The organism is Paenibacillus sp. FSL L8-0436 (genome assembly GCF_038593025.1).
In the GTDB taxonomy this organism is placed as follows: Bacteria; Bacillota; Bacilli; order Paenibacillales; family Paenibacillaceae; genus Paenibacillus_AQ.
This window is the reverse complement of record NZ_CP151955.1, coordinates 85,995-111,191: the sequence shown is the minus strand read 5'-3', so window position 1 is coordinate 111,191 and position 25,197 is coordinate 85,995. Positions and strand designations below refer to the sequence as shown.

The following is a 25,197-nucleotide window of genomic DNA, read 5'->3' as shown; positions in this document are numbered from 1 at the left end:
AATCTATGAATGCGAATAACGCTGCCAGCGGCAGGGAAGCGTTCCCTTCTTCTCCACTTCTGTCCCCGGAGATCTATGCGCATACAGCGCTTAGGGCCGCGCCGCTTCTTCTTGGCCAGCATCTGGTGCGGCGCACGGAAGACGGGGACATACGCTGCCGCATCGTGGAAACGGAAAGCTACGGAGGCGCCGAAGACAAAGGCAGCCATGCTTATGGCGGGCGCCGCACCGCCAGAACCGAAGTGATGTTCAGCTCCGGAGGCACCGCCTATGTATATCTCATATATGGTATGTACCACTGCCTCAATGTGGTTACCGCCGCGCAAGATGATCCGCATGCGGTATTGATCCGCGCGGTGGAGCCGCTCACTCCCGCCGATGCGGAGCGGATGGTATCTTACCGGGGCATAACCGTCAAGAAGCCAGCCGACCTGTCGGGCGGGCCAGGCAAGCTCTGCCGGGCGCTGCGGATCGACAAAAGCCTGAATGAAATCCGCCTGGACGTACCGGGCGGGCCGCTCTGGCTGGAGCAGGGCGCAAGCCCCGAAACTCTTGATATTGTACAGGCTCCCCGCATCAATATTCCCTATGCTGAAGAATATGCGGAGCTGCCCTGGCGTTTCTATCTCAGGAACAATCCTTACGTTTCGGTAAATGATAAGCAGGCCAGCTCTTTCAGAGTTTAAAGATCTCCCTGCCTGTTTCGGTAACCCGGAATTGGGTAAAAAATAATGAACCCTAATCAGCCTCTGCTAGCGGACCTCCGCAGGCAGAGGCTTTTCATCTCTTTATTCGCCAAATTCCTATAAATGTATGCGCTTCCCCCGTTCTCTTAACTTACAATTACTGTTATAATCATAGATATCCACACAAAAATATAAAGATGCAAATGAGGGACATGAGATGAAAGATACAGGCATGATCCGGAGTTTAGACAGTCTTGGTAGAATTGTGGTTCCCGTAGAAATCCGCATGACACGTAATATTGACATTGGAGATCCTATCGAGTTTTTCATTCTGAATGAAGAGATTATTGTGCTCAGAAAGTACACCTCTACAGAATGCACTTTTTGCAGAAGTCTTGATCATGTAACTTACTTTAAAGATCAGTTTATTTGCAACAGCTGCCTCAAAGAGCTGGGGGATCCCGGGCTTGTTTCCGATGCGGCAGAGCAACCGGTAAGTCCTGTTGAAGACAACACTGCATTACTGCGTGGCGGCCGGAGAACAAAGACAGAGGAAATGAGCCAGCGTCTCGAGAAGGCCATCGCGGACCATCCGTATGCCAACCAGAAGGAGCTTGCCGAGGTTCTTGGCATCAGCCAGGCCAGAGTCAGCCAGCTAAAGCGCAAGATCAATGCAGCAGGCAGATAAATGAACACAAACATCTTGATTCATCCCTCATGAGCATTCAAAAGGCTTGGCCTTTCCCGTTTCGGGAGGGCCAAGCCTTTTAGCTTGAAACAAAGTATGTTGCGGGGGACATCTCCTATTCCGACAGTGGCGCTTTCAGCTCTTCCGGAGAGGCATTCCACCAAGCTTCATTATGAGAAATCAGCAGTGATTTAAGCGCCGCTCTCTCCACTGTACCGAGCCCCTCCAGAATGATCTTCCGCTTCAGAGCAGCATCCAGCTTGTTCACATGATCGGCAAGAATTTTCCAGCCGCGCCGTGCTTCTGTATCAATCCACATCTCGCAAGCGGTAATTCCCCCGTAGAACTGGCCCTCCGCCGTACGGTCTACAGCTACCCAGACAACCCAGACCTGTCTGCCCGCCGGCACATCCTCGCGGTTCATGGAGAACTTAATCCCCTTCTCTACCTTACTCTTGGCATGCATGGCACCGATATCGATAACTGCTTCACCGCCGTCAATAATAACGGGCGATACATTGTTCAAATCAATGGAGCCTGCGCCGAAGCCTTTATGTTTGCTCTTGGCATTCACAATATTTAAGGCAATCTGTTTCTTGCCCTCCGGTTGTATGTTATCCACAAGTGCACATCCTTTCCTTTCACTAATAATTTAATTTTAGCTAATAATGCGGCGAATGCAAACATATACATCCCGTAGATGCTTGTCACGGGAGGAATCACAGTATGAAGCCACTGTCATTAAGGTACATTATCGTCTCTGCGGCCCTGTCCGCCCTCACTCTGCTGGGAGGGGGAATAGGGGTCCTTTCAGGGTATGGTGCAGAGCACAGCTCTGCCGTTCTAACTGCTGCTGTTCAAAAAGAGGCCAAGTCCCCCGCTGCCCTGCCTAAGCCCAAAGCTGTGCAGCCCGTTCTTCCCGAGAGCACTCCCCTTCCGGTCTCGAAAGCGTTAAGCCAGCGGGTAGTAGAGTATCATATCGACGTGCAGCTGCTGCCGGACACCACCTCTCTAAGAGCCTCAGAGACGGTGACCTGGACTCACCCGGGCCTAAAACCGGTACAAGAACTCTACTTTCATCTTTATCCAAACGCATTTGCTTCTGAAGATACTACGTTTATGAAAGAATCTGGAGGCGAACTCCGGGGTGATGCCATGCCAGCGAACGGATTTGGCAGCATGACCCTGACCGATCTCCGGACTACGGAGGGAGTATCGCTTATGCAGCGGCTGCAATACGTGCAGCCTGATGATGGCAATGTCAATGACAAGACACTCGTAAAGGTGCATCTCCCGCAGCCGGTTAACGGAGGGGAAAGCGTAACGCTTAAGGTCCAGTTTGAAGTTAAGCTGCCCAAAATATTCGCCCGCATGGGTTCCGCCGGCAATTTCGTGATGGCCGGGCAATGGTTTCCCAAACTGAGCGTCTATGAACCTGCCGGTACCCGGGGTGTACAAGAGGAAGGCTGGAATCTGCACCAATATCACGGAACATCCGAATTTTACAGCGATTTCGGTATCTACAATGTAACCATCTCCGTCCCCCCTAATTATATCGTTGGCGCAAGCGGGTTCCCGGTCAAGAGCGCCAAGCTGAAGCAGGATCAGAAGGTGTACCAATTTTATGCGGATGATGTGCATGACTTCGCCTGGGCCGCTTCCCCGGACTTTGTGGTAGCCGAGGAGGCCTTCTCTACAGACCATGTACCGGGCGTGAGAATCAAGCTTTATCTGGACCCGCTGCATAAACATCTGCAGGAGCGTTATTTCCAGGCAGCGAAGGCCGCCCTGACCAACTTCAGCAAATGGTACGGACCTTATCCTTACTCTACATTATCCATCGTCGTACCTCCCAAAGAGGGCAATGGCGCCGGCGGGATGGAATATCCCACGCTGGTTACTGCTTTTGGCGCAGCCGAGGCTTCTCCGGGGACCTCTCTGGAGCGCACGGTCATTCATGAGATCGGCCATCAATATTTCTACGGGATGTTAGCCAGCAATGAATTCGAGGAGGCCTGGCTGGACGAAAGCTTCACTTCCTACGCCGAAGACAGGCTGATGGAGCAGGAGTATGGGGTATCATCCAATCATGTCCTGCAGGCCAGCCTGGTGACATCCTCCCAGCCGCTTGACCTGGAAACCTGGAAATACACTCCTGCCGATTCCTATGCCCGAAATGTGTACATCCGCGGCAAGCTGGTGCTGAAGGATATCGAACAGCAGGTCGGAACCAAGACGATGGATACCCTAATGGCGGCCTATACCCGTAAGTTCCGCTTCCGGCATCCTTCTACCGCTGACTTCCAGAAAATCGTGGAGAAGGTGACCAAAAAATCCTGGCAAGCCTACTTCGACCAATATGTATACAGCGGCGGTTCTCCGGATTTTTCGATTGATCATATTAAAATCTCTGACCCTAAAAAAGAGGGCGGTGATGACAATGCCCGTTACGAAAGCTCAGTAGCGGTCAGCAATAAAGGAAATCAGTATGGTGACGTCCCCATAAAGTTCACCTTCCTGGATGGCTATACCGTCCAGCAGTTTTGGAATGGGAAAGAGAAGGAAACCACCTTTCAGCTAGCCTACAAAGCGCCTCTTTTGTCCGCAGAGATTGATCCGGAGCACTCCATTCTGCTGGAGAGTAAGCATATCAACAATTTTAGACTGGCGGAGCTGGAGCGAAAGACGCTCTCCCGCTGGACGCTTAGCGCAACGAAGCTGCTTGAAACCCTGCTCGGAACTCTTGTCTGGTGAGGTGAAGGATTGTGAAAAGATCGATAACCCGCGGCTGGTACAGCATGAAAGAGCAATTTTATATTCTGATTCTGCTTTTTATCTATCGGCTGCTTTGGGGCTATTTCCTGTACAGATTCGTCAGGTCAGCCCTCATCCCGTTGCTGCTCCGTTATCCCGATACACACGCCGGCGGCAGCGGAGTAGGCAGATTGCTGTATTACATCGAAGGACAGACTGCACTCGGCACAGACCCCGGGGTGCTGCGCTGGCTCTGGTTGCTGCTGGCCCTCTCAGCGCTACGGCTGCTATGCTCCCCCTTTATCCGTGCAGGGCTGCTGCATGAGCTGCACCAGGAGCGCAAAGGGGAGCGGGGAATGTTCTTTTTTCCCGGAATGAAGCTTTACGGACTCCCCGTACTGCTGTTCAGTCTAGCGGAATGGCTTCTGGCCGCAGCACCGCTGTATTGGCTTCTCCCCAAAATGTACGGGCTTCTCCTCAGCGGTATTCTCGATTATACCCTGCTGCTGAGACTGGTTCCTTATGTTCTGGCCTGGCTCCTGTACTTCTACCTGATCCGCATTCTGCTGCTGTACATGCAGTTTGGCTTCACCGGAGGAACAGGCATGTTCTCTTCCTTGCTGGTTGGCCTGAGGGTAATCCTCCCTTCCACCTGTATATCTGCACTGTTCGGCGCCTGCGGCCTGCTTCTGCTGCTGCTCTCCGGAGTGACCGCACTTTTCTGTCCAGGCCTGCCCGCACTGCTGTTCCGGCAATTTTCACCGCTTCCCTCAACGCTGTTCAAAATGTGGAGCATAGCGGGGCAGTATCACCTTTGGTGCAGCAAAACATTTCCATAATAATTACGCCAGTCCCTTGGCATAATAGAAGAGTCACTGCCCCAGATAAAGGGCGGGACTCTTCTTTTGGTTACAACGTGATTTAGGGTATTTGCAAAACTGTAAATCCTCTGGTACAATGATGCCTGTACCAGTAGTAACAACTTTGTAATCTTTTGAAACTAATTTGAAGTAAATGAATGTGCCTTTAAACATTTAACCTTGTCGATACGTCACTGTTTCGGTGCATAAAACGCCAAATTCCCGGCACCGGGAAGTGGGGGAACCATATTTTGGGTGAATTGATCTCGCTTTAGAGGGGTCATAGGGGAACCTTCTACCGAATCCTTAAGCTAACCTCGCAGGCCTTGGAAGGAGTACATCTTTTGAAAAGTCATAATTTTAAGAAGAAATGCACCGCAGCAGCATTAGGGCTGGTGATGGTGTTCACGCTTGGAGCAGGGAGCGCTTTCGCCGACTCCAGAATGGATACGGTTATTACAAAAACACTCGGAACGTCATATAAAACCGGGGGCATAAGCACTGCCGGCTTTGATTGTTCTGGATTCACCAAATATGTATTTAAGAACGTTGGCCTTACCTTGCCCCGCACTTCCAAAGCACAATTCAGCGTTGGAACCGCCGTATCACGGAGTAACCTCCGTTCAGGCGATCTGGTATTCTTCAATACCCTTGGCAATGGAGTCTCCCATGTCGGCATTTATGTCGGCAACGGAAAATTCGCCCAATCTTCTTCATCCCGTGGTGTAACTATCAGTTCAATGAGTCAATCCTACTGGGCCAACCGCTACGTTGGAGCCAAACGAGTAATGAGCACAACAGCTTACAAAGCTATCGCTTACGATTGACATCCCTCAGGAATTCCATCCTCTAATAAATAATTGTAACTTATAGAAATCCGGAAACTGATTATTGCCGTAATCATTTCCGGGTTTTTCCTTTTTGTCTTCCTTATTCTACCTTTTACACGTATTTGAGGTCTGTGAAACACCTTTTTACTAAAAATCCCAACAAATCTAAGTTAAAGCTTACTCAGCGCGTAAATATAAGACCTTTTTAGCAAAGATAACTCTTAAAAAGCGTAAATATTATGCATTAATATGTTTTAAGTGATTGCCAACTGGCGAAGTCTTTGTTACAATTATCGCAGTGAGTTTTTAGTAACATTTTTGTAATTATTGAATCGGGTTTTACAAAGGTTTTGTCATGTATTGGTTAACAAGCTAATCCTAATCAACAGTCATGCCGAGTTCCCTAACCATTAGGGAAACGGGGGAACCGATTTTGGGTGAATTGACCTCCTATTCACAGAGGGGTCATAGGGGACCTTCAACCGAACCCTTAAGCTAACCTCGTAGGCATTTGGAAGGGGTATTCACTTTTGAAGAAGAAGTTAGCAGCAGCAGTACTAAGCTTTTCCATTATGCTTACCATCGGAGCAGGAAGCGCTTTCGCGGATTCCAAAATGGATAAAGTCATCGACAAGACCATCGGAAGTAAATACGTATCCGGCGGTGTATCGACCAACGGCTTTGATTGCTCCGGATTTACAATGTACGTTTTTGATAAGATCGGTATCAATCTGCCACACCAATCCGGTTCCCAATACCAAATGGGTACTGCCATTTCCCGGGATGATCTGAGAGCGGGAGATCTTGTATTTTATAATACAAGCGGTAAAGGTGTTTCCCACGTCGGCATTTATGTCGGTGAGGGCAAATTCGCACATGCTTCATCCTCCCGTGGTGTAACCATCAGCACGATGAGTGACAGCTACTACGTCAACCGCTATGTTGGCGCCAAACGGATCATGAGTACAGATGCTTACCAATCCGTTACTTCTGATTCCCAAGACAATGATGACGTACAATAAGTTGTCGTAAAACGGGCACTCTTCCATGATTTTTGCCGAAATCTGGAGGGGGGGCCTGTTTTTTTTGTCTATAAAATTACTTACCCCTCCCAATATCCGCAAAACATAAATCTCCCCAAATTTCCTCCATTTTATAAAATATTTTTACCACTTTGTCAAGTTTCCGCCTTTCAGAAAATTTCTGAGTCGAATCAGGCCAGTTATGGATATAATTAGGTATAGCCAGTGCTGTTGCTCCCCATGAAAGGAGGCCGGTGGCCTTATGATTAGCTCCCCCGTTACATTCCATGTAGTCCCCATGGAGATCAGCCATGCCGAAGACATCGCCGCATGGAATTACAAAGCGCCTTATAATATTTACGAATGGATGCCTTGGTCCCAAATGGAGGCGCTTGGCATTGAATTTGGCGATCCAGAGCTACGCAGAGACCAGTATGTTTCCGTGGTCAACGAGCAAGGCATCCTTTGCGGCTTTGCGCAGTTGTTTCCGATGGAGGGTGTCGTCAGGCTGGGTATTGGAATGCGCCCCGAACTTTGCGGACACGGTCTTGGCCACATTTTCATGGAAGCCATCGTTCAGGCCGCGCTGAAGCGTTATCCCGAGCGGGAGATTGATTTGGAAGTATTGACCTGGAACCAGCGGGCGATCCGAACCTACCAAAAATGCGGCTTCACGATCACGGATACTTATGAACGCCTTACTCCAACCGGAAATAAGCCATTTTATTGCATGGTCTATGATAAACAACATAACGATCCATTAAATTGAAAATTTTAGTATTGAAATCGTCCACTTTTTTGACACAAATGCTATGATAACGCTTCACCATCCTATATAATGTAGGAAGCAGCTTACATGGAGGGGACGGATGAAGATGCAGAAATGGATCATGGGCGGTTTGTTTTTCGCAGCCTGTGCCTTTGCGGTAGTGCTCTTGTTCACATTACCCGGCAAAGCAGAGGTCGCCGAAGAAAATAACCCGACGATGCCGCAAGTCACACTGGATGCCGCAAGCGCCGAAGCGATTGTACAGGCAAGCTGCATTACCTGCCACGGTGATCAGCTACAGGGCGGTCTAGGCCCTAGTCTGCAGCAGGAAGGCGGCCAGCATAACGCAGAAGAAATCTACACCATTGTTACGAAGGGACGCGGCCAAATGCCGTCTTTCAAGGATAAGCTTGCTCCCGAAGAGATTGCGAATGTCGCCATGTGGCTTGCAGAGAAGAAATAAACCTGACCTTAAAAATACAGAATGCCCGTACAAAGGATATTCAGAGCATCCTTGCACGGGCATTTTTATATCCATTCCTATGATAGGTCGGTTTCTCCTGCGCCTAACGCGTTTTATCGAAAGCTTCGTTAAATTCATGCGCCTGGCGGAACTCTAGCGCGGCAAGCCCGCTCTCTTCTTTTGCGGACAAGCGCAGAATTACCGTTTTGTAATCAATTGTAATATGCGGATGATGATCGAAGGCTTCCGAAATCGCGGCCACCTCATCCACAAAGGCGATACCCTTCATATATTCACTAAACATATATTTGCGCACCATCATATTCGGCTCCAGCTTCCAGCCCTCCAGCTTACTTACCTGCTCACGCAGCTCTTCCTCCGTAAAATGCAATTTGTTTCCTCCCTTACTAAGTTAGCCGTAAAGTCCGTACAGCCCAGCTCCCCATATCCTTTAAACAAAACATCCCTCAGCTTCGGTAAAGTCCAAGGGATGCGCCAGGATGGAGGCTTTTTTTTTCGGTTTAATGTATTCTAAGATCCCGGCAAATAGTACTCGGCATCTACAATTTTACCACGGGCCGCAGACAGGGGGCAAACCCTCCTCCCGTTACTCTGCTGTTCTGCTGCTCTAAACGAGTACAACCGAGGCCAAATCCTCTTCACCCAGCAAAATATTGATACGGTGCGTCTCCTTGTCATAGATAACCACACCACTGCCTACCTGGATAACAGGCTCGTTGCCCAGCGCGTAGAACAGATCCTCTGCGAGCGCTTCCCATACCTCCAGCTTGGATTCCTGCGGCAGTTCCTGCCATTCATCCGGCTCCATCTCAAAAAACACATACCCATCAGAAATACGTCCGACTGCTTCTGTCAAATCACTAAGAATCTCGCTGTAATCTCTTCCATGTTTCACACCCACGTGTATCACTCCGTTTTCTTCACAGATGAATAATAACTTACCTTATCATTATAGCCGAAAAAATGACTTCACAAAAAACGGAATGCTGTCGATAAATAAGAATATACGTGATTTGGTTACGTGCAGGGTGTCCCGCCGCTGTTCAAGGATGAAATATGCGGTCTGAACGGATCACTTCTTAATTCTCATGGACGAGGTGCATAAATGGAAATTTCAACATTACTAGGCTTAGTATTTGGTCTCATCGCAGTTGTCTGGGGAATGATGCTCAAGCATGCCCCGCTTACCAGCTTGGAAAATCCGGCAGCTTATGTCATTATCTTTCTTGGTACGACTGCCTCAATCTTTGTGGCCTTTCCCATATCGGAGGTCAAGAATGTACCCAAGCTGTTCAAGATCCTCTTTATTAAGAAGAAGATGGTCAGCAAAGCTGAATTGATTACAATGTTCATGGAATGGGCTTCCATTACCCGGCGCGAAGGTCTGTTGGCGCTGGAGTCCAAGGTCGATGAGATCGAAGATAACTTCCTCCGTAACGGTATGCGGATGATTATCGACGGCAACGACCAGGAATTTGTCCGCGATGTGTTAATGGAAGATATTCATGCTACAGAAGATCGACATAAAGCGGGAGCCCTGATCTTCTCACAAGCGGGGATGTACGCTCCTACCCTAGGGGTATTGGGTGCCGTTATCGGGCTGATTGCCGCTCTGGCGGATATGAGTGATATGGACGTTCTGGCGCACGCAATTGCCGGAGCCTTTATTGCTACATTGCTCGGTATTTTCACCGGTTATGTAATGTGGCATCCTATGTCCAACAAGCTCAAAAGAATTTCCAAGCGTGAAATTGAAATCCGGCTGATGATGGTAGAGGGTCTGCTGTCTATTCAATCCGGAGTATCGACAATCGCTATCAATCAGAAGCTTTCCGTCTTCCTAACACCTTCTGAACGCGTCAAGCTAATCGAAAAGGGAGGCGGCTCAAATGAGCAAAAAGACTAGACATGAAGAACACGAAGAGCATGCCGATGAATCCTGGCTATTACCCTATTCCGACCTGATGACGCTTCTGGTGGCGCTGTTCCTCGTTATGTATGCCATGAGTGCTACAGACGCCAAGAAATTTGAAGACATGGCTGACGCCTTCAGCTCTGCGCTCAGCGGTGGTGGCGGTGTTCTGGAATATCGTTCCGATGCCCCGACAAATACCCAGCTTGATCAGGGTAAACAAGATAAAATGAACAGTGTTATTGATAAGAATACTGGCGAATCCGACATGGCCAAGCTGCGGGCGAAAGAGCAAGAGGATCTGGAGAAACTAAAAAAGCAGTTTGATCAATATATTGAAAAGAACGGGCTGACCGATTTGCTCAGCACCAAGCTGAATCAATCGCAATTGATGATTACCATCAGCGACAACGCCCTGTTTGCTTCAGGACAGGCTGACGTAAAGGATGATTCCCGGCAGCTTGCCAAATCAATCTCGAACATGCTGCAGCAATTTCCTGATTATGACGTCCTTGTACAAGGGCATACGGATAATATTCCGATTTCCAATAGCAGCTACTCATCTAACTGGGACCTCAGCGTAGACCGTGCACTACATTTCATGAAAATTCTGCTGCTGAATCCGAATCTGAATCCCGTTAAATTCAGTCCTATCGGATACGGGGAATACCATCCAATCGCCCCAAATGACACAACTGCCGGACGGGCCAAGAACCGCCGCGTAGAAGTTTCTATCCTGCGCAAATATCAAGAAGTTACTGAACCAAAGGGCGTTACCCTCCCTAACCAATAATAGGCACTCAGATAAAAGAGCTGTTCCAAAGATCCCGCGAGAGATCTTCTGGAACAGCTCTTTGCTTTCTTCGGCAGCACTTTCTTACTGGCTACTGCAGCTCATAGTTAAGCATTTCCCCCAGCTCTTGCTTCTCCTGAGGCGACAGCTCACGCCACTCCCCGGTTTGCAGCGTCCCAAGGCGGATATTCATGACCCGGATGCGCTGCAGCTTTCTGACCTCATAACCAAAGGCGCTGCACATGCGGCGTATTTGCCGGTTCTTGCCTTCAGTCAGGATAATGCGGAATACCCGCTCTGTCATTCTTGTCACTTCACAGGGCAGCGTTCTGCCGCCCAGGATCTTGACTCCACTCGACATCCCGGAAATGAAGGAAGGCGTGACAGGCCGGTCTACAGTGACTACGTATTCCTTCTCATGCTTGCCTTCGGCCCGCAATATCTTGTTAACGATGTCTCCATCATTGGTAAGCAGAATTAACCCCTCTGAGTCCTTGTCCAACCGGCCGATCGGAAAGATGCGCTCCTGATGTCCGACAAAGTCAACAATATTCCCCTGAATGTGGCTTTCCGTGGTCGATGTGATGCCCACCGGCTTATTAAGCGCAATGTAGACGATCTGGCTTCCCGTTTCCAGCGGCTTGCCATCAATCCGTACTTCATCGCCCGGAACGGCCTGGCTGCCGAGTACGGCCGGCTCACCGTTAATGGTAACCCTGCCGCCTTCCACCAGCTTGTCTGCTTCACGGCGTGAACAATAGCCTGTCTCACTGATGAATTTATTAATTCTCATGATTGTCTTCACTCCGTTCTTTATTCATGCCCTGCTCTGCAGCAGGTTCAACTGGTGCGGGCAGTTTAATAATAACCTCCGTCCCGCAACCGTATTCACTGCGGATCTCCAGACTGCCTTTGTGAGCCTGGATAATCCGCTGGCTGACCATCAGCCCCAGTCCCGTCCCTGACTCTTTATTGGTATAGAACGGCTCGCCCAGCTTGGGCAGCATATAATCGGGAATGCCGCCTCCCTCGTCAGAGATCACAATAACAACGGAGTCTTCATCCATATACTGCTCCAGTGTGATGGTTCCACCGTCCGGCATGGCTTCAATGGCATTCTTGACGATATTAATAAACACCTGCTTGAGCTGGTTCTCCTCGCAATGCACCGTTGCCGGCAGCTCTGCGAACCGTGACTCAAACTCTATGCCAAAGAGATGGGCCTGGCTGCTCAGAAGGGAAATTACATCATTTAGAATGTGCCGGACATCCTTTTGCTGAAAGTGAACTGCCTGCGGCTTGGCCAAAATCAGAAATTCACTCACAATAAGATTAATTCGTTCCAGTTCGGAGAGCATTAAGTCAATGTGCAGCGGAACCAGTACCTGCTTTTCTTGTTGAAGCTGCAGGAATCCCCGTAGCGTTGTCAGCGGATTACGGATTTCATGGGCAACCCCGGCGGCCAGCTGTCCCACCGTAGTCAGCTTCTCAGAACGTCTCAGCAGCTCTTCGATCCGGTTGCGCTCTGTCATGTCACGGGATACGTGGACAAAGGCCTGTGGGTGTCCCTCTTCGTCGCGAATGATCGAGGTGCTGACACTAACTTCGACCATCGAGCCGTCCCGCTTCAGCCTTACAGTCTCTACCGGAGGCAGAACAGCGCCATTCTTCAGCTCCCTCAGCCGTTCTTCTTCCTGTTTCTGCACCGTAGCCGGCACCAGATAAGGCGGCTTAACCAGGGCATCTGCGGCACTCCAGCCGTACAGATCCTCAAATGCTCTGTTCGTACTGATGATCCGTCCATCCATATCTACAGTATGAATCGCATCGGAGGTACCGTTGATCACCGATTCCAAATGTTCTTTAACCGCCCGGTTCTCTTCCAGCGTCTGCCCTAACCGGTTCGTATGCTGGGAAAGATGGGAGGTCATCGCATTAATCCTGTGGGCCAGCTGTCCCAGCTCATCGCGGCTGTCCACCTTTAACGGCGGCTCAAATTTTCCTTTTGCCACATCATTGACCTTGGCCAGAATATCCTGAATCGGACGGGTTACCACGCCGGCAAGCACATAGCTGCACACGAAAAAAATGATAAGCAGCAACATTGAAGTAGTGATATTATTGAACAATTGGTCTTTGATGACCGAAGAAATGACCGAATAGTCCATGACTACTGAGACGACATAATCATCTGCACCCGGCTGTTTGATCGGAATGAAGCTTTTGAGCACTCTTTTGCCAAGAGCCTCCGTATCCAGCGTGACCGGCTGCCCTTTGCCGAGGGCTGCCATCATCGCCGACTTATCCTCCTCCACATTGCCAAAGATATAGGTGCCGAATTTAATAGGACGGCTGCGCAGCTTCTCATTCACGCGGTCTTCACCATTAGGCATCATGCTTGCAGAGCCAAAGGTTTTGGGATTGATTCCTGTGACCTCCAGAAGTCCAGAATTGACCTCTTTGGACTGCTGAACGATCTCGTCGGGATTCATAATTTTGACGTAATCACTCACTGCTGTACTGCGTATGTAAGGATCTATGATGTAGTTAGTCGAGGCATCGTGATAATATCCCCACTTTTCAATGAACTTAGGATTGGAAGTCGAATATTCAAAAGGTCCGGACCAGAAATTCTCAAGGCTCTGCCCCTGCTGAACGGATACTTTCTGACCGGCAAACAGCTCGAGAAATGCGACGTACCAATACCCCATTCCTTTGGTAGGCAGTCCAATCTCATTAGGATCAGACGATTTGGCAACCACTATATCATCATCAGTCTTGACCAGAAGTGAAATATTAGACACACCGAGCTTATCCGCCAGGTACACCAGCTGTTCATTCTTCACGTTCTTGATATCCGGGTCAAGCTCTTCAGAGGCTAAAATGGCGGCCATCCGCAGGTTCTGGGCCAGCTGATACTGCACATAGTTCGAGCTATAGCTGCTCTGTTCGACTGAAACGGCAATCTGCTTGGCGGTCATCTTCATATTATTTTCACTTTCAATACGCAGATTATCCCGGGCCGCGTAAAGATTCAGTGTAAGATTGAGCGCCAAGATCAGCAGTACGGAACCAAAAATAATAGCCGATAATTTTGTTTTTATGGACAAGCTGCTTTTTCACCTCTTATCCGCTGGTAAATTCTAGCGGAGTGTTCATGAATATCATACCTTTTGCCTATCCATTTGAAAAGACATTTCAGAGACGGGGCATATTTTGCGAAGCATTGAATTTTATAGGGAGTTTCTCTACAATGGATAAGAAAAACATAAGGTTAATCCACAGGCTATACACATATAAACATTTTATTAAATTCTGATGTGTACAATATTGTGTATAAGTCGGCGGTTATCCACAGACTTATACACAATTTGTTCAGAACGAATATTTGTTCGTTGCACAAGGTACAGAATACGAAGGGAAGATACACTTGAATATATTACTTGATGAACTGCCGCCCGAAGAGCGGGAGGCTCATGAATATTGGATGCGGGAGGCGATTGCGGAAGCCCGCAAAGCAGAGGCACTCGGCGAGGTACCCATCGGAGCAGTAATTGTCCGCCATGGCGAAATCATCGGGCGCGGCTACAATCTGCGTGAGACCACAATGGACTCCACGGCTCATGCTGAAATGGTGGCCATCCGCGAGGCCAGTATAGCTTTGAACTCCTGGAGGCTGCTCGATTGCCGGCTCTACGTTACCCTTGAGCCCTGTCCGATGTGTGCGGGGGCCATGGTTCAATCTAGGGTCCCTCTCACGGTATATGGCACAACAGACCCTAAAGCCGGCTGTGCAGGCACCCTCATGAATCTCTTGGAGGAACCGAGGTTCAATCACCGGACCGAAGTCATTCAAGGTATCTTGCAGGAGGAGTGTGCGGATCTGCTGACTTCCTTTTTCCGCCGCTTGCGCCAGAAGCCGTCCAAGCTATAGTTATTCCCAGAAATGACCAAGGAGGACTATATGTCACTTAAACTGTATAATACGTCTCAAGGTATCTATCTCTCCCTGCTGCAGCTCCAGGATGCAGATGAGCTGCTTCAGCTGCGCCTGCGCAACAAGGTACAGCATCAGCCGTTTGAACCACTGCGCGAGGACGATTATTTTACCCTTGAAAGCCAGAAGCAGCTCGTTGGCCAGCGTTTAGAGGATGCCCGTCAGGATAGAGCCTATATGTTTGGCATCTTCCTGCTGGACGGACAATTAATTGGGCAGGTTACCATTTCCAATGTGGTACGTGGCGTCGGACAATATGCCGATATCGGGTATTTTATTGACCATGAGGTACAAGGAAAAGGGTATACCAGCGCCGCTGTAGGCTTAATCCTGGAGTATGCCTTCCATGCTCTTGGGCTGCATCGGGTACAGGCTTGCATCCTGCTGCATAACGAAGGCTCCCGCCGTGTATTGGAGAAGAACGGGTTTCAGGCAGAAGGAATTGCCCGGCGTTTCATTAAAATCAACGGTCAGTGGCAGGACCACCGCACCTACGCTATTCTGGCTGATGATACTCAGCGAGAAATAGAAGGATAATTTATAGCGTGAAGCATATAAATTCTTATATTTGGACAAAAAAATCCCGCATGAGCGCGAACAATACGCACGCATGCGGGATTTCTATGTTGCTTAGATTAATAAGTGCCCATTCCACCGAACTGCTGTTGCAGCTCTTCCATTGTAACTACATCATCGCCCTGCGGGATGCCAATCGTGAAGGTCTGCTTCTCATTAACTTTGCTGTATTGGTTGCTTCCGGTTAATGACAGGCTGACGTTCGTTCCTTGCTCAGGATCTTTAACGATGATATCCATCAGCAGGTTCTGGTATACAGGGAAGCTATCTTTGTCGAGAGCGGTATCGAGTTTGAATTGGTTGATCGTAAGATACTTGTTCAAATCAGCCAATCCTTTGTCGACCTCAGCACGGGTCTCGCTGGACTGCAGCTCTTCTTTGGCTTTGGCTAAATCAGCCTCGTCAATTTGCAGCATAGTTTTGTATTCTTCCTTACCCACAATATCAATAATCTTCGGCAGTGCATTATTCACGAGGATTGTAAGTGCTTCTTTGACATTGTCATTGGTCACCTGGAACTGAACCACTTGTTTAGCCTTGACGTCCTCCGGCAATGCTGCATCTTTAGGTTTGATGTCGGTAAAATATTTCTCTTCATCATACTCGGCCAACAATGTGCTTACCACTTCATTGGAGAGCTTTTGCATTTTTTGCGTGTCTACTGAAGCCGGGCTCCATTCGGTGCCGCCCTGCTCTGCCAGTTCCTTCAGGTCAAGCTCTACGTACTTCCCTACAATTGTCTCCGGAAGCGGCAAGAACGGAATCGACGGTACTTTGACGTACATCTTCTCTGCGGTCATTACCATAGGGATGTTAAAGGACATCGCCATATCACCCTTCAGGTTCAGTACCATAGTCATTTCTGTCTGCATCGGATCCGCCTGGTATACCCCATTCACGGAAATATCAGCGTTCTTCAGCATACTGAGCACCATACCTGTCGTGGCATCCGTTGTACCTTCACCGGCTTCCACAGTCAGGTTGTTAATGACTAGCTTGCTCTTCATTTCATATGAAGTCAATGCAGTCGCTTTAGCGGCGGCCGATTTCAGGGCCTCTTTTGGTGCCTCTTGCTTGTTCGCGCATCCCGGCAAAATAATTGCAGCTGCAAGCAGCAATGCGGAAGCGGATAACCCCCATTTTTTGTTCATTGTTGTTCTCCTCTCCCATGTAAAAAAATTGTTTCCCCTTCCTAATGATAAACCATTTGGCAAAAAGGGGAAACAGTTCATTTCTCCTTTCTTTTCCGAAGGTGTTATCCCTGCGGATTATGATGATCTACATGGTTAGCCTGTTTGACCTTTTTGGAGCCGGAAAGCGGCTTGGGCGCTGAAGAATGATGTTCTCCTCTAGGCTCATGATTGGTGTCTACCCCGGGAACCGGCATACTTTTAGGCTTGCTCATTTCTTATTCCCCTCCTATGGATTAGTTAAATCTTGTAGCGCTTGTGCACATTCATGAATCTGTCTTGTATACTGCTGGGCCAGTAATTGTACGGCATCGGTACGCTCATCGGTATTCCTTCCGCTCTGCTCGGCATCAATCAGATTCACAGCCACTTCACGGCTATCGACATAAGTGCAGCGAAAATCAAGAGAATAATCCTGCCGCCCTGCCGCATTGAAATGAATCAGCAGACTGTTCTGGTCAGCTGCATCTCCCTGCACACTAAAGCTGTCTCCATCTTCCATCAGTGCAGGCAGACGCTCCTGCCATGCGGTAACCAGACTTTGCTGGTCCAGTTGTAATTGTCGGTTCATTGTTCTTATCAGCCTCCCTTCTTTAATACATTGCGGAGAAAAGAGGATTTTTATTCCCTCTGGAACAGGTTCCATAAATAAGAATAAAAAAAGATCACTCCTTCTAAGAGGAATGACCTTCGTATATGCATGACTTTTATCCTTTAACCGATCTTCCGGATCGAGTCCAAATGCTCAACCAGTCTGTTCCAGGTCTCCGTGATGCCCTGCAGCATACCCATATCCAGCACCTGCTGCAATGCTTCTGCTGTCGCATATTCCGCGCGATTAATGACTTTAGTCCCATCTTCTGTTTCGACGAAGATTAGGGTAACGAGCGTCTCAGGCATATTATCTGCAAAGTTGCCCTCCGCATCGGAGAAATAATCTACATACACAATCTTCTCTGGTGCAACGATCTCACGGTACACACCCTTGCCCCATGATTCCATACCATAGAAATCACCCTGGTTCTTGTCCTCGCACTTCATACAATAATGCCAGACGCCGCCCACGCGGAAATCCATATGGCATACCGGAAGAGTCCAGCCTCTTGGCCCCCACCAATGCTTCAGATGCTCTGCTTGCGAAAACGCCTGAAATACCAGCTCCCGAGGGGCATTGAACTCACGTTCCAGAATAAGTACCTTATCCTCTACCTTGGATACCATTTCATTTGCCATTGTTAAATTCCTCCTCGATCTTCCTAGTGGGTTAAGACAGTTCTACCACAGCGTTCGCAAAGCTTAGCCATCATCACTTATTCAATCTTGCTGCTCTTCTACTGCTTGCTTTCCTTGTACTTTCTGTAAATAGTCATCCAGCCGGTCGAACCGTTCCTCCCAGATGTGGCGATAGCTCCTCAGCCAATCCTCCAGCTCCTGAAAAGGTTCCTGCAGCAGGCTATAGATCCGGCGGTTAGCGTCCACCCGGGCCTCCACGATGCCAGCCTCACTTAGAACACGCAAATGTTTGGATGCTTGAGGCTGGCGCAGCTGCAGCCTTTCAGCGATTTCCCCTACAGTTAGCGGGCGTTCGCGCAAAAGCTCAACAATCTGCAGACGGTTAGGCTCTGCCAAGGCACTCATGACATTCGAATTCATAGTCATCATCCATTCTTAGCTGTGAGGGTACGTACCCTTCATTAAGGGTCCGGCTTTTGTATTCCCTTGCTCGATACAAATATACCATTATGGGTATATTCCTGTAAAGGAATATTTAAAAAAATTAAATTCCACCACCTTATTTTTCTCAACCTGCTGTACAAAAAAGCCGCCTTCCAAGGAAGGCGACTTCTATCTGTGAATTTATTCAATTAAAAGGAATGGCGGAGAGGATGGGATTCGAACCCATGTGGGCTTGCACCCTAACGGTTTTCAAGACCGCCCCGTTATGACCGCTTCGGTACCTCTCCAATGCATCTAAATTTCACATGCATTAGGAATTATACCACACGATACAAACAATAAGCAACTGTTTTATTAAGAAACTTTAGGACTAATACATTTTACATTACGCATATACGGCTGAAGGGCCTCTGGAATCTGGACGCTGCCATCTTCTTGCTGGTAATTCTCCAGAATAGCGGCGACCGTCCGGCCGACAGCCAGTGCAGAGCCATTCAGCGTATGAACAAACTCCGGCTTGGATTTGGGTTCCTTGCGGAAACGGATATTCGCCCGGCGCGCCTGGAAGTCCTCCGTATTGGAGCAAGAGGAGATTTCACGGTACATGCCGCTCTCCGGCAGCCAAACCTCCAAATCGTAAGTCTTAGCCGATGTAAAGCCCATATCTCCGGTGCATAGGCCCAAGACACGGTATGGCAGCCCCAGAAGCTGCAGTACACGCTCCGCATCCGCAGTCATCTTCTCAAGCTCCTCATACGAGGTCTCGGGGGTAGTGAGCTTCACCAGCTCCACCTTATTGAACTGGTGCTGGCGGATAAGTCCGCGGGTATCACGTCCTGCCGATCCTGCTTCAGAACGGAAACAGGAGCTGTAAGCGACATGATATTTGGGTAGGTCTGCCGCTGTCAAAATCTCCTCACGATAGTAATTCGTCACTGGGACTTCAGCCGTAGGAATTAAGTAGTACTCGGTATCCCGCAGCTTGAAAAGATCCTCTTCAAACTTCGGAAGCTGGCCTGTACCATATAAGCTATCCTTGTTGACGATATACGGCGGCAGCATTTCTTCATAATTATGCTCTCCACTGTGAAGGTCCATCATAAAGTTAATCAGGGCACGTTCAAGACGAGCTCCAAGTCCCTTATAGAAAACAAATCTGGAGCCGGTTACCTTAGCAGCAGCTTCAAAATCAATGATATCCAGCTGCTGTGCCAGCTCCCAATGTGATTTTGGTGTGAATCCGAATTCTCTTGGCTGCGACCAGCGGCGCAACTCAACATTCTCTTCCTCGGATTTGCCTACTGGTACAGATTCATGCGGAATGTTCGGGATACTCATCGTCAGTTCGTCAATCTGAGTCTCCAGAACACGCACTTCATCATCGAGTTCCTTAATGCGGTCGGAAACGGTCCGCATCTCTGCAATTAAATCATCAGCCGGTTCGCCGTTTTTCTTCTTCTTGGCAACATCACCGGAAACAATGTTCCGGCGGTTCTTCAAACCCTCTGTCTCTTGCAGCAGCTCACGGCGGCGTAAATCCAGCTGCGGAAATCCGGCGATCAAATCGAGCGATTTCCCGCGTTTGTTAAGCGCCTCTTCTACCTTTGCGTAATCACTGCGCAATACTTTCACATCTAGCACAAAGTTTCCCTCCTGAAAACAGCCTAAACCCTTTCAAATTGCTGTTTTGCAGCACTGAAAGAGTCAGAATGTTCTTATATGCAGTTCTATTGTTTGGCTGCCAGACTTGCCTCTACCATATCGGCAAAATACTGGTGCAGCCGGTAATCTTCTGTCAGTTCCGGATGAAAGGAGGAGACCAGCAGATTGCCTTCACGGGCAGTTACAATCTCTTCATTGTAAACCGTGAGCACATCCACATTCGGACCCGTCTCATTAATAAGAGGAGCGCGGATAAAGACGGCACGCACCGGCTCATTTATCCCTTTAACCTCCAGATCACATTCAAAACTTTCCCGCTGGCGGCCAAAGGCATTCCGGGCAACGGTAATGTCCATCAGTTCGAGATGTCCGGGCTCACCGCCGGCGATTCTCTTCGCCAGTACAATCATGCCGGCACATGTTCCAAAAATAGGCTTGCCCAAGCCTGCAAAATCGCGTATCGCTTCAATGAAACCATACTTGCGCATCAGCTTGCCTATCGTTGTGCTCTCTCCACCAGGTATAATGAGCCCCTGGACCTCAGCCAGCTGCTCTACACGCTTGATGGGCAGGCCCTCAGCCCCGGTTTTCTCTATACTGACAATATGTTCTGTTACGGCGCCTTGAAGCGCCAACACTCCTATTTTCATCCGGACAACCTTCTCTCTATTAACGGCCGCGCTCCGACATACGTTCAGCCGGAGTCAGAGTTGCGATATCAATCCCCTTCATTGGCGCGCCAAGGTTCTTGGATACTTCAGCGATCAGTTTATAGTCAGTGAAGTGAGTAGTTGCCTCCACAATCGCCCGGGCAAATTTCTCGGGGTTGTCCGATTTGAATATACCGGAACCCACGAATACACCATCCGCACCAAGATGCATCATCAAAGCTGCATCAGCCGGAGTAGCTACACCGCCTGCGGCAAAGTTAACAACCGGCAGCTTGCCGAGCTCGTGAACTTCAAGCAGCAGCTCGTAAGGAACACCTAAAGTCTTAGCTTCGTGAAAAAGCTCGTCTTTGGACAAGTTGGTTACCTTGCGGATCTGGCTGTTGATAAAACGCATATGGCGCACGGCTTCAACAATGTTACCCGTTCCCGGTTCACCCTTGGTGCGGATCATCGAAGCTCCTTCATTAATACGTCGCAGCGCTTCACCCAGATCTTTCGCTCCGCAGACAAAAGGAACTGTAAACTCACGTTTGTTGATATGGAATACTTCATCGGCAGGTGTGAGCACTTCGCTTTCATCCAAATAATCTACGCCCAGAGATTCAAGAACCTTCGCTTCTACATAATGACCGATACGGGCTTTGGCCATAACGGGAATGCTCACCACTTTGATAACCTCTTCTACGATTGTAGGATCAGCCATCCGGGCTACACCGCCTGCTGCGCGGATATCAGAGGGTACGCGTTCCAGAGCCATTACAGCTACTGCACCCGCAGCCTCGGCAATTTTCGCCTGCTCTGCATTCATGACGTCCATAATGACGCCGCCTTTTTGCATTTCTGCCATGCCTCTTTTAACTCGCGATGTTCCAGTTTCCATGATTCAAGCCTCCCGATTGATCTTATCTAACTTGCCACTTTACCGCAAGGCGGCTATATATACAACCTATTTACTCGGATTATCCACTGCACCAGACATTACCGTCCTAGAACAGGTTCTTAATTCCTGTAAACAAATCGCTAAAAAATTCGCCTATTGCTCTCATCAGCAGCTTGAACCAGCCAGCCTTCTCCGCTTCCTCTGCGGTAATCAGATTGACCGTCTTCTCCTGAACCTGAGACATGCCTTCAACCTTGTAGGAGTAAGTAACCTTACCCACTTTGGAAGCATTGGCAATTGGGGCTACCAGTGTTGATGCATCATTAACGGTAACCGCTGTGTTAATCTGTGGTGCAACCGTTCCTTTAGGCACGATAAAAGTAACTCCGGCATCGGTAACGATGGACACATTTTTGTTTTTTCCTTTTTGCACAGGCACTGTTTCATTGCCGGCAATGACGGCTTTAGGGGCCACTACCTGTTTGATTTCGAAATTATTGAAGCCAAAATCAAGTACTTTCTTGGTTTCTGTGAAACGGTGTGCTTCTGAGTTGGCGCCCATAACGACACTGATCAGCCGCATACCGTCGCGGACGGCCGTACCGGTGAAACAGTTGCCGGCGTTGTTAGTATGTCCTGTCTTCAGCCCGTCAAGGCCGGGATAAGCGTATGCCTTAAAGTTGGCGATATCCTTGTTCGCTTCCAGCATCCAGTTGTAGTTAACCATTGGTTTGTCATCCCGTTCACGGAACTTGTAAGACTGAATGGTTGTGAATTCTGTGAAATCCGGGTGGTCCGTGACGATATATTTGGCAAGAATCGCTGCATCCATGGCTGACATTACGGTTTCACGATCGACTTTGGGCTGGAACTTAGCCGGCATATCGGCACGGTCAAGACCGGTAGAATTGATAAAGTAAGCCGTCTTCATTCCCATCTTCTTTGCAGTTTCATTCATTAGAGCTACAAATTCCTGCTCCGATGACGAAACAAGCTCAGCCAACGCTACGGTGGCATCATTAGCAGAACCAACGGCCATTGCTATGTATAGCTCTCTTACCGTATGTTCATCGCCTTCAGCCAAAAAAATACGCGAGCCGATCTGCTTGGAGGCATTTTCCTGAACAACTACTTTCTGGTCCCAGGAAATCTGGCCATTCTTCACGGCATCTGCAACCAGATATTCTGTCATCATCTTCGTCATGCTTGCCGGAGGCAGAGGCTTATCGGCATTCAGGGACAAAAGCACCTCGCCTGTAGTGGGTTCGATCAACACTGCCGAATCCACTTCGAGCTTCAGTGATTCTATACTAGGAATCTTGACTACAGCTTTCGCCGCAGTAGTGCCGGCGGCAGTACCCTTTTCTGTCGTTGCCGGTGTCTTCACTTCATCAGCGAACACCGAATGTACTGGAGAAGCTAACATATTTAAAAGCAGACCTACTGTCGCTGTCTTAATCACAAATTGTTTACTGCTAAATTTTCGCTTGTGCTTCAATGATTACTACTCTCCTTTTGATCCTCATATCCATTGCTTGTTCTATTCTAACACAGGGGTACCTGCAAAAAAAGACAGACAGGACGAATTTAGTCCTGTCTGTCCGTAATTTATCGAAATCGCCTAATTATAGGGAATAGTTGGGAGCTTCCTTAGTGATTTGTACATCATGAGGGTGACTTTCACGCAACCCGGCTCCTGTAATCCGGATGAAAGATGTATCATTGCGCAGATCCTCCAGCGTCTTCGTTCCACAATACCCCATACCAGAACGAAGCCCGCCGATCAGCTGATGAACCGTATCAGAGAGCGAACCTTTGAAAGCCACTCTTCCTTCAATACCTTCTGGAACTAGCTTCTTGTCATCATCCTGGAAGTAACGGTCTTTACTGCCCTGCTTCATGGCGCTCATACTGCCCATGCCGCGGTATACCTTGAATTTACGTCCCTGATAAATCTCAGATTCGCCCGGGCTTTCTTCCGTTCCGGCGAACAGGCTTCCCATCATAACCGCAGATGCTCCCGCAGCAATCGCTTTGGTAACCTCACCGGAATATTTGATACCCCCGTCAGCAATAATCGGAATGCCGTACTCACGGGCAACCGTTGCACAATCGTAAATGGCCGTAATTTGCGGAACACCGATACCGGCAATTACGCGTGTGGTACAAATTGATCCCGGTCCAATACCCACTTTAACTACAGAAGCGCCAGCTTCAATCAATTCACGGGTTGCGTCTCCGGTTGCCACGTTACCGGCAACAATCGTAAGATCCGGGTACAGTTCACGCAATTTGCGGACAGCATCAATAATATTAATATGATGCCCGTGTGCGGAATCTACCGTAATCAGATCCACGCCGGCTTTCACCAACGCCTCTGTACGCTCAAAAGTATCTTTGGAAATACCAATTGCCGCACCCACCAGCAGACGGCCGTGAGCATCTTTTGCTCCGTTCGGGAATTGAATTGCTTTTTCTATATCTTTAATCGTGATCAGACCTTTAAGAATGTTGTTCTCATCTACAAGCGGCAGCTTCTCGATCTTATGGCGTTGAAGGATACCTTCTGCTTCCTGGAGAGTAGTGCCAACCGCAGCAGTGACCAGATTCTCATGGGTCATCACTTCTTTGATTTGAATATTAAAATCATGAATGAAACGCAGATCTCTATTGGTCAGAATCCCAACCAGCTTGTTGCTTTCATCAACGATAGGTACTCCGGAAATACGGTATTTACCCATCAGGACTTCAGCATCGGAAACCCAGTGTTCTGGCGTTAGAGAAAAGGGATTAGTAATAACACCGCTCTCGGAGCGCTTTACGCGGTCTACTTCTTCAGCCTGCTGCTCCACTGACATATTCTTATGAATAATGCCAATGCCTCCCTCGCGGGCAATTGCAATCGCCATAGCTGCTTCTGTGACTGTATCCATGCCTGCACTCATCAGAGGGATATTCAGCTTCACATTTTTGCTCAGTACCGTGGCCAGATCCACTTCCTTCGGCAGTACCTCGGATTTGCGCGGCACCAACAGCACATCGTCAAACGTCAAACCTTCTTTACCAAACTTATCTTCCCACACCTGGGTCATTCCTCCTCGATTATCTTTATTCTAACCGCCCACAAACTTTATAAATGAAGAAACTCCGGTTTGAAGTCCATATCCGATAGACACTGAACTAAACAGCGAAGTTATACATATCCGTATCTTCAATTAACGTTTGAGATGCTTGTCCAAAAATATATTATTGCCATCTTAGCAAAGGGTTTTTGGCCTGTCAAGAATATTACATCATCAGAGGAGGGAATCGGAAAACGGTCACCGGGTAAGCGAATTCTTGGACGGAAGTCCGTATCCAGTGGACATAATCACTGTAATAACCCATTTATTGTATATGTACATTTGTAGTTTCAGGGCGTGGGATTAGCCTATATATTGCTTTAACTACCACCATTTGCACTTTAAGACAACAAAAAAGCCACTGTTGAGAAACTCAACAATGGCTTTGTGTGCTTGGCGGCGTCCTACTCTCCCAGGACCCTTCGGTCCAAGTACCATCGGCGCTGGAGGGCTTAACGGTCGTGTTCGGGATGGGTACGCGTGGAACCCCTCCGCTATCGCCACCAAACGGGCATTTGCGGTACAAATGCTAAATTCAGGTCTCAGCATCGCCAAATGCTGAAAACAAATCTTCATCACTTGGTCACTTGGACCTCATGAATCAGAACTTGATTCCTGAAAACT

The 25,197-nt window shown here is 48.7% G+C and carries 27 protein-coding genes, 1 tRNA gene, 1 rRNA gene and 2 riboswitches; of the genes, 12 read left to right on the top strand and 17 right to left on the bottom strand.

The genetic code is table 11. The annotated features are described in order from the left end of the window. The first annotated feature begins 5 nt into the window (after positions 1-5). The gene (locus NSS79_RS00535; RefSeq protein WP_342437887.1) at positions 6-686 is read left to right on the top strand and encodes a DNA-3-methyladenine glycosylase; all 681 of its coding nucleotides are present in this window, start codon (positions 6-8) and stop codon (positions 684-686) included. 217 nt (positions 687-903) lie between these two features. Next, positions 904-1,374, top strand: a complete 471-nt coding sequence (locus tag NSS79_RS00530) for an AbrB/MazE/SpoVT family DNA-binding domain-containing protein (protein WP_038584528.1) — start codon at positions 904-906, stop codon at positions 1,372-1,374. 115 nt (positions 1,375-1,489) lie between these two features. Here NSS79_RS00530 and NSS79_RS00525 read toward each other — a convergent pair whose 3' ends face one another. Then, complete coding sequence (locus NSS79_RS00525; RefSeq protein ID WP_342437886.1) at positions 1,490-1,996, bottom strand: YwhD family protein; 507 nt, start codon at positions 1,994-1,996, stop codon at positions 1,490-1,492. A gap of 104 nt (positions 1,997-2,100) precedes the next feature. Between NSS79_RS00525 and NSS79_RS00520 the strand changes: the two genes are divergently transcribed. The 6 genes from NSS79_RS00520 to NSS79_RS00495 all read left to right on the top strand — a co-directional run bounded on the left by NSS79_RS00520 (position 2,101) and on the right by NSS79_RS00495 (position 8,072). Next, entirely contained in the window at positions 2,101-4,128 is a 2,028-nt protein-coding gene (locus NSS79_RS00520; protein ID WP_342437885.1) for a M1 family metallopeptidase, read from the top strand. Between the two features lie 11 nt (positions 4,129-4,139). Further along, a complete protein-coding gene (locus NSS79_RS00515; protein ID WP_342437884.1) occupies positions 4,140-4,967 on the top strand; it encodes a hypothetical protein in 828 nt (275 codons plus the stop codon). A gap of 223 nt (positions 4,968-5,190) precedes the next feature. Continuing rightward, positions 5,191-5,329: riboswitch (cyclic di-AMP (ydaO/yuaA leader) on the top strand. A 57-nt stretch (positions 5,330-5,386) separates the two neighbouring features. After that, positions 5,387-5,815 carry a C40 family peptidase gene (locus NSS79_RS00510; protein WP_342440279.1) on the top strand — a complete coding sequence of 143 codons (429 nt, stop codon included), beginning with the start codon at positions 5,387-5,389 and terminating at the stop codon, positions 5,813-5,815. Between the two features lie 385 nt (positions 5,816-6,200). After that, positions 6,201-6,343, top strand: a riboswitch (cyclic di-AMP (ydaO/yuaA leader). Between the two features lie 47 nt (positions 6,344-6,390). After that, complete coding sequence (locus NSS79_RS00505; RefSeq protein WP_156130986.1) at positions 6,391-6,840, top strand: C40 family peptidase; 450 nt, start codon at positions 6,391-6,393, stop codon at positions 6,838-6,840. A gap of 262 nt (positions 6,841-7,102) precedes the next feature. Beyond that, complete coding sequence (locus tag NSS79_RS00500; protein ID WP_342437883.1) at positions 7,103-7,609, top strand: GNAT family N-acetyltransferase; 507 nt, start codon at positions 7,103-7,105, stop codon at positions 7,607-7,609. 106 nt (positions 7,610-7,715) lie between these two features. Then, on the top strand, positions 7,716-8,072 hold the full coding sequence (locus tag NSS79_RS00495) for a cytochrome c (RefSeq protein WP_038598290.1): 357 nt from the start codon (positions 7,716-7,718) through the stop codon (positions 8,070-8,072). Positions 8,073-8,175: 103 nt separating this feature from the next. Here the strand turns inward: NSS79_RS00495 and NSS79_RS00490 are convergent, their stop codons facing one another. Next, complete coding sequence (locus tag NSS79_RS00490; protein ID WP_342437882.1) at positions 8,176-8,463, bottom strand: 4a-hydroxytetrahydrobiopterin dehydratase; 288 nt, start codon at positions 8,461-8,463, stop codon at positions 8,176-8,178. A gap of 237 nt (positions 8,464-8,700) precedes the next feature. Further along, positions 8,701-8,994, bottom strand: coding sequence for a hypothetical protein (locus tag NSS79_RS00485; protein WP_038584505.1), 294 nt, complete (start codon positions 8,992-8,994; stop codon positions 8,701-8,703). A gap of 204 nt (positions 8,995-9,198) precedes the next feature. Here NSS79_RS00485 and motA point away from each other — a divergent pair, with 204 nt between their 5' ends. Next, a complete protein-coding gene (gene motA / locus NSS79_RS00480; protein ID WP_342437881.1) occupies positions 9,199-9,999 on the top strand; it encodes a flagellar motor stator protein MotA in 801 nt (266 codons plus the stop codon). Then, positions 9,983-10,798 carry a flagellar motor protein MotB gene (gene motB, locus NSS79_RS00475; protein ID WP_341119302.1) on the top strand — a complete coding sequence of 272 codons (816 nt, stop codon included), beginning with the start codon at positions 9,983-9,985 and terminating at the stop codon, positions 10,796-10,798. Before motA ends, motB begins: the two co-directional genes overlap by 17 nt. Before the next feature lie 91 nt (positions 10,799-10,889). Here the strand turns inward: motB and rluF are convergent, their stop codons facing one another. Then, the gene (rluF, locus tag NSS79_RS00470; protein WP_038584496.1) at positions 10,890-11,591 is read right to left on the bottom strand and encodes a 23S rRNA pseudouridine(2604) synthase RluF; all 702 of its coding nucleotides are present in this window, start codon (positions 11,589-11,591) and stop codon (positions 10,890-10,892) included. Further along, positions 11,581-13,908: an ATP-binding protein gene (locus NSS79_RS00465; protein ID WP_342437880.1), complete on the bottom strand. Its 2,328-nt coding sequence runs from the start codon at positions 13,906-13,908 to the stop codon at positions 11,581-11,583. The genes rluF and NSS79_RS00465 overlap by 11 nt, the downstream gene beginning before the upstream one ends. 320 nt (positions 13,909-14,228) lie before the next feature. Between NSS79_RS00465 and tadA the strand changes: the two genes are divergently transcribed. Beyond that, positions 14,229-14,732, top strand: coding sequence for a tRNA adenosine(34) deaminase TadA (gene tadA / locus NSS79_RS00460; RefSeq protein WP_342437879.1), 504 nt, complete (start codon positions 14,229-14,231; stop codon positions 14,730-14,732). 30 nt (positions 14,733-14,762) lie between these two features. Then, entirely contained in the window at positions 14,763-15,332 is a 570-nt protein-coding gene (locus tag NSS79_RS00455) for a GNAT family protein (protein WP_342437878.1), read from the top strand. A gap of 98 nt (positions 15,333-15,430) precedes the next feature. On the opposite strand, the gene NSS79_RS00450 is transcribed toward NSS79_RS00455, so the two are convergent. The 12 genes from NSS79_RS00450 to rrf form a co-directional block, all read right to left on the bottom strand. Further along, complete coding sequence (locus NSS79_RS00450) at positions 15,431-16,522, bottom strand: hypothetical protein (RefSeq protein ID WP_342437877.1); 1,092 nt, start codon at positions 16,520-16,522, stop codon at positions 15,431-15,433. A 104-nt stretch (positions 16,523-16,626) separates the two neighbouring features. Further along, positions 16,627-16,776: a small acid-soluble spore protein P gene (locus NSS79_RS00445; protein WP_038584486.1), complete on the bottom strand. Its 150-nt coding sequence runs from the start codon at positions 16,774-16,776 to the stop codon at positions 16,627-16,629. 14 nt (positions 16,777-16,790) lie between these two features. Further along, entirely contained in the window at positions 16,791-17,132 is a 342-nt protein-coding gene (locus NSS79_RS00440) for a hypothetical protein (RefSeq protein WP_038584483.1), read from the bottom strand. A 143-nt stretch (positions 17,133-17,275) separates the two neighbouring features. Beyond that, positions 17,276-17,794, bottom strand: a complete 519-nt coding sequence (locus NSS79_RS00435; RefSeq protein WP_342437876.1) for an SRPBCC domain-containing protein — start codon at positions 17,792-17,794, stop codon at positions 17,276-17,278. A gap of 81 nt (positions 17,795-17,875) precedes the next feature. Beyond that, complete coding sequence (locus tag NSS79_RS00430; protein ID WP_342437875.1) at positions 17,876-18,214, bottom strand: metalloregulator ArsR/SmtB family transcription factor; 339 nt, start codon at positions 18,212-18,214, stop codon at positions 17,876-17,878. A 222-nt stretch (positions 18,215-18,436) separates the two neighbouring features. Then, positions 18,437-18,525, bottom strand: a tRNA-Ser gene (locus tag NSS79_RS00425). A gap of 67 nt (positions 18,526-18,592) precedes the next feature. After that, positions 18,593-19,879, bottom strand: a complete 1,287-nt coding sequence (serS, locus tag NSS79_RS00420; protein WP_342437874.1) for a serine--tRNA ligase — start codon at positions 19,877-19,879, stop codon at positions 18,593-18,595. Between the two features lie 86 nt (positions 19,880-19,965). Continuing rightward, positions 19,966-20,550 (bottom strand): pyridoxal 5'-phosphate synthase glutaminase subunit PdxT, encoded by a 585-nt coding sequence (gene pdxT / locus NSS79_RS00415; RefSeq protein WP_342437873.1) that lies wholly within the window; start codon positions 20,548-20,550, stop codon positions 19,966-19,968. A gap of 19 nt (positions 20,551-20,569) precedes the next feature. Beyond that, complete coding sequence (gene pdxS / locus NSS79_RS00410; protein WP_342440278.1) at positions 20,570-21,454, bottom strand: pyridoxal 5'-phosphate synthase lyase subunit PdxS; 885 nt, start codon at positions 21,452-21,454, stop codon at positions 20,570-20,572. A 103-nt stretch (positions 21,455-21,557) separates the two neighbouring features. Then, entirely contained in the window at positions 21,558-22,949 is a 1,392-nt protein-coding gene (locus tag NSS79_RS00405; protein ID WP_342437872.1) for a D-alanyl-D-alanine carboxypeptidase family protein, read from the bottom strand. A 127-nt stretch (positions 22,950-23,076) separates the two neighbouring features. Further along, the gene (gene guaB, locus NSS79_RS00400; RefSeq protein WP_342437871.1) at positions 23,077-24,534 is read right to left on the bottom strand and encodes an IMP dehydrogenase; all 1,458 of its coding nucleotides are present in this window, start codon (positions 24,532-24,534) and stop codon (positions 23,077-23,079) included. A 430-nt stretch (positions 24,535-24,964) separates the two neighbouring features. Beyond that, a 5S ribosomal RNA gene (gene rrf / locus NSS79_RS00395) occupies positions 24,965-25,081 on the bottom strand. Positions 25,082-25,197 lie beyond the last annotated feature (116 nt).

What these genes read in the sequence shown, in the direction of transcription:
- NSS79_RS00430 (WP_342437875.1), bottom strand. Translation starts at nt 18,214, where the DNA reads ATGAATTCGAATGTCATGAGTGCCTTGGCAGAGCCTAACCGTCTGCAG.
- NSS79_RS00445 (WP_038584486.1), bottom strand. Translation starts at nt 16,776, where the DNA reads ATGAGCAAGCCTAAAAGTATGCCGGTTCCCGGGGTAGACACCAATCAT.
- NSS79_RS00530 (WP_038584528.1), top strand. Translation starts at nt 904, where the DNA reads ATGAAAGATACAGGCATGATCCGGAGTTTAGACAGTCTTGGTAGAATT.
- motA (WP_342437881.1), top strand. Translation starts at nt 9,199, where the DNA reads ATGGAAATTTCAACATTACTAGGCTTAGTATTTGGTCTCATCGCAGTT.
- motB (WP_341119302.1), top strand. Translation starts at nt 9,983, where the DNA reads ATGAGCAAAAAGACTAGACATGAAGAACACGAAGAGCATGCCGATGAA.
- NSS79_RS00435 (WP_342437876.1), bottom strand. Translation starts at nt 17,794, where the DNA reads ATGGCAAATGAAATGGTATCCAAGGTAGAGGATAAGGTACTTATTCTG.
- NSS79_RS00495 (WP_038598290.1), top strand. Translation starts at nt 7,716, where the DNA reads ATGCAGAAATGGATCATGGGCGGTTTGTTTTTCGCAGCCTGTGCCTTT.
- NSS79_RS00505 (WP_156130986.1), top strand. Translation starts at nt 6,391, where the DNA reads ATGCTTACCATCGGAGCAGGAAGCGCTTTCGCGGATTCCAAAATGGAT.
- rluF (WP_038584496.1), bottom strand. Translation starts at nt 11,591, where the DNA reads ATGAGAATTAATAAATTCATCAGTGAGACAGGCTATTGTTCACGCCGT.
- NSS79_RS00535 (WP_342437887.1), top strand. Translation starts at nt 6, where the DNA reads ATGAATGCGAATAACGCTGCCAGCGGCAGGGAAGCGTTCCCTTCTTCT.
- NSS79_RS00510 (WP_342440279.1), top strand. Translation starts at nt 5,387, where the DNA reads ATGGTGTTCACGCTTGGAGCAGGGAGCGCTTTCGCCGACTCCAGAATG.
- NSS79_RS00500 (WP_342437883.1), top strand. Translation starts at nt 7,103, where the DNA reads ATGATTAGCTCCCCCGTTACATTCCATGTAGTCCCCATGGAGATCAGC.
- pdxT (WP_342437873.1), bottom strand. Translation starts at nt 20,550, where the DNA reads ATGAAAATAGGAGTGTTGGCGCTTCAAGGCGCCGTAACAGAACATATT.
- NSS79_RS00450 (WP_342437877.1), bottom strand. Translation starts at nt 16,522, where the DNA reads ATGAACAAAAAATGGGGGTTATCCGCTTCCGCATTGCTGCTTGCAGCT.
- NSS79_RS00520 (WP_342437885.1), top strand. Translation starts at nt 2,101, where the DNA reads ATGAAGCCACTGTCATTAAGGTACATTATCGTCTCTGCGGCCCTGTCC.
- NSS79_RS00440 (WP_038584483.1), bottom strand. Translation starts at nt 17,132, where the DNA reads ATGAACCGACAATTACAACTGGACCAGCAAAGTCTGGTTACCGCATGG.
- NSS79_RS00455 (WP_342437878.1), top strand. Translation starts at nt 14,763, where the DNA reads ATGTCACTTAAACTGTATAATACGTCTCAAGGTATCTATCTCTCCCTG.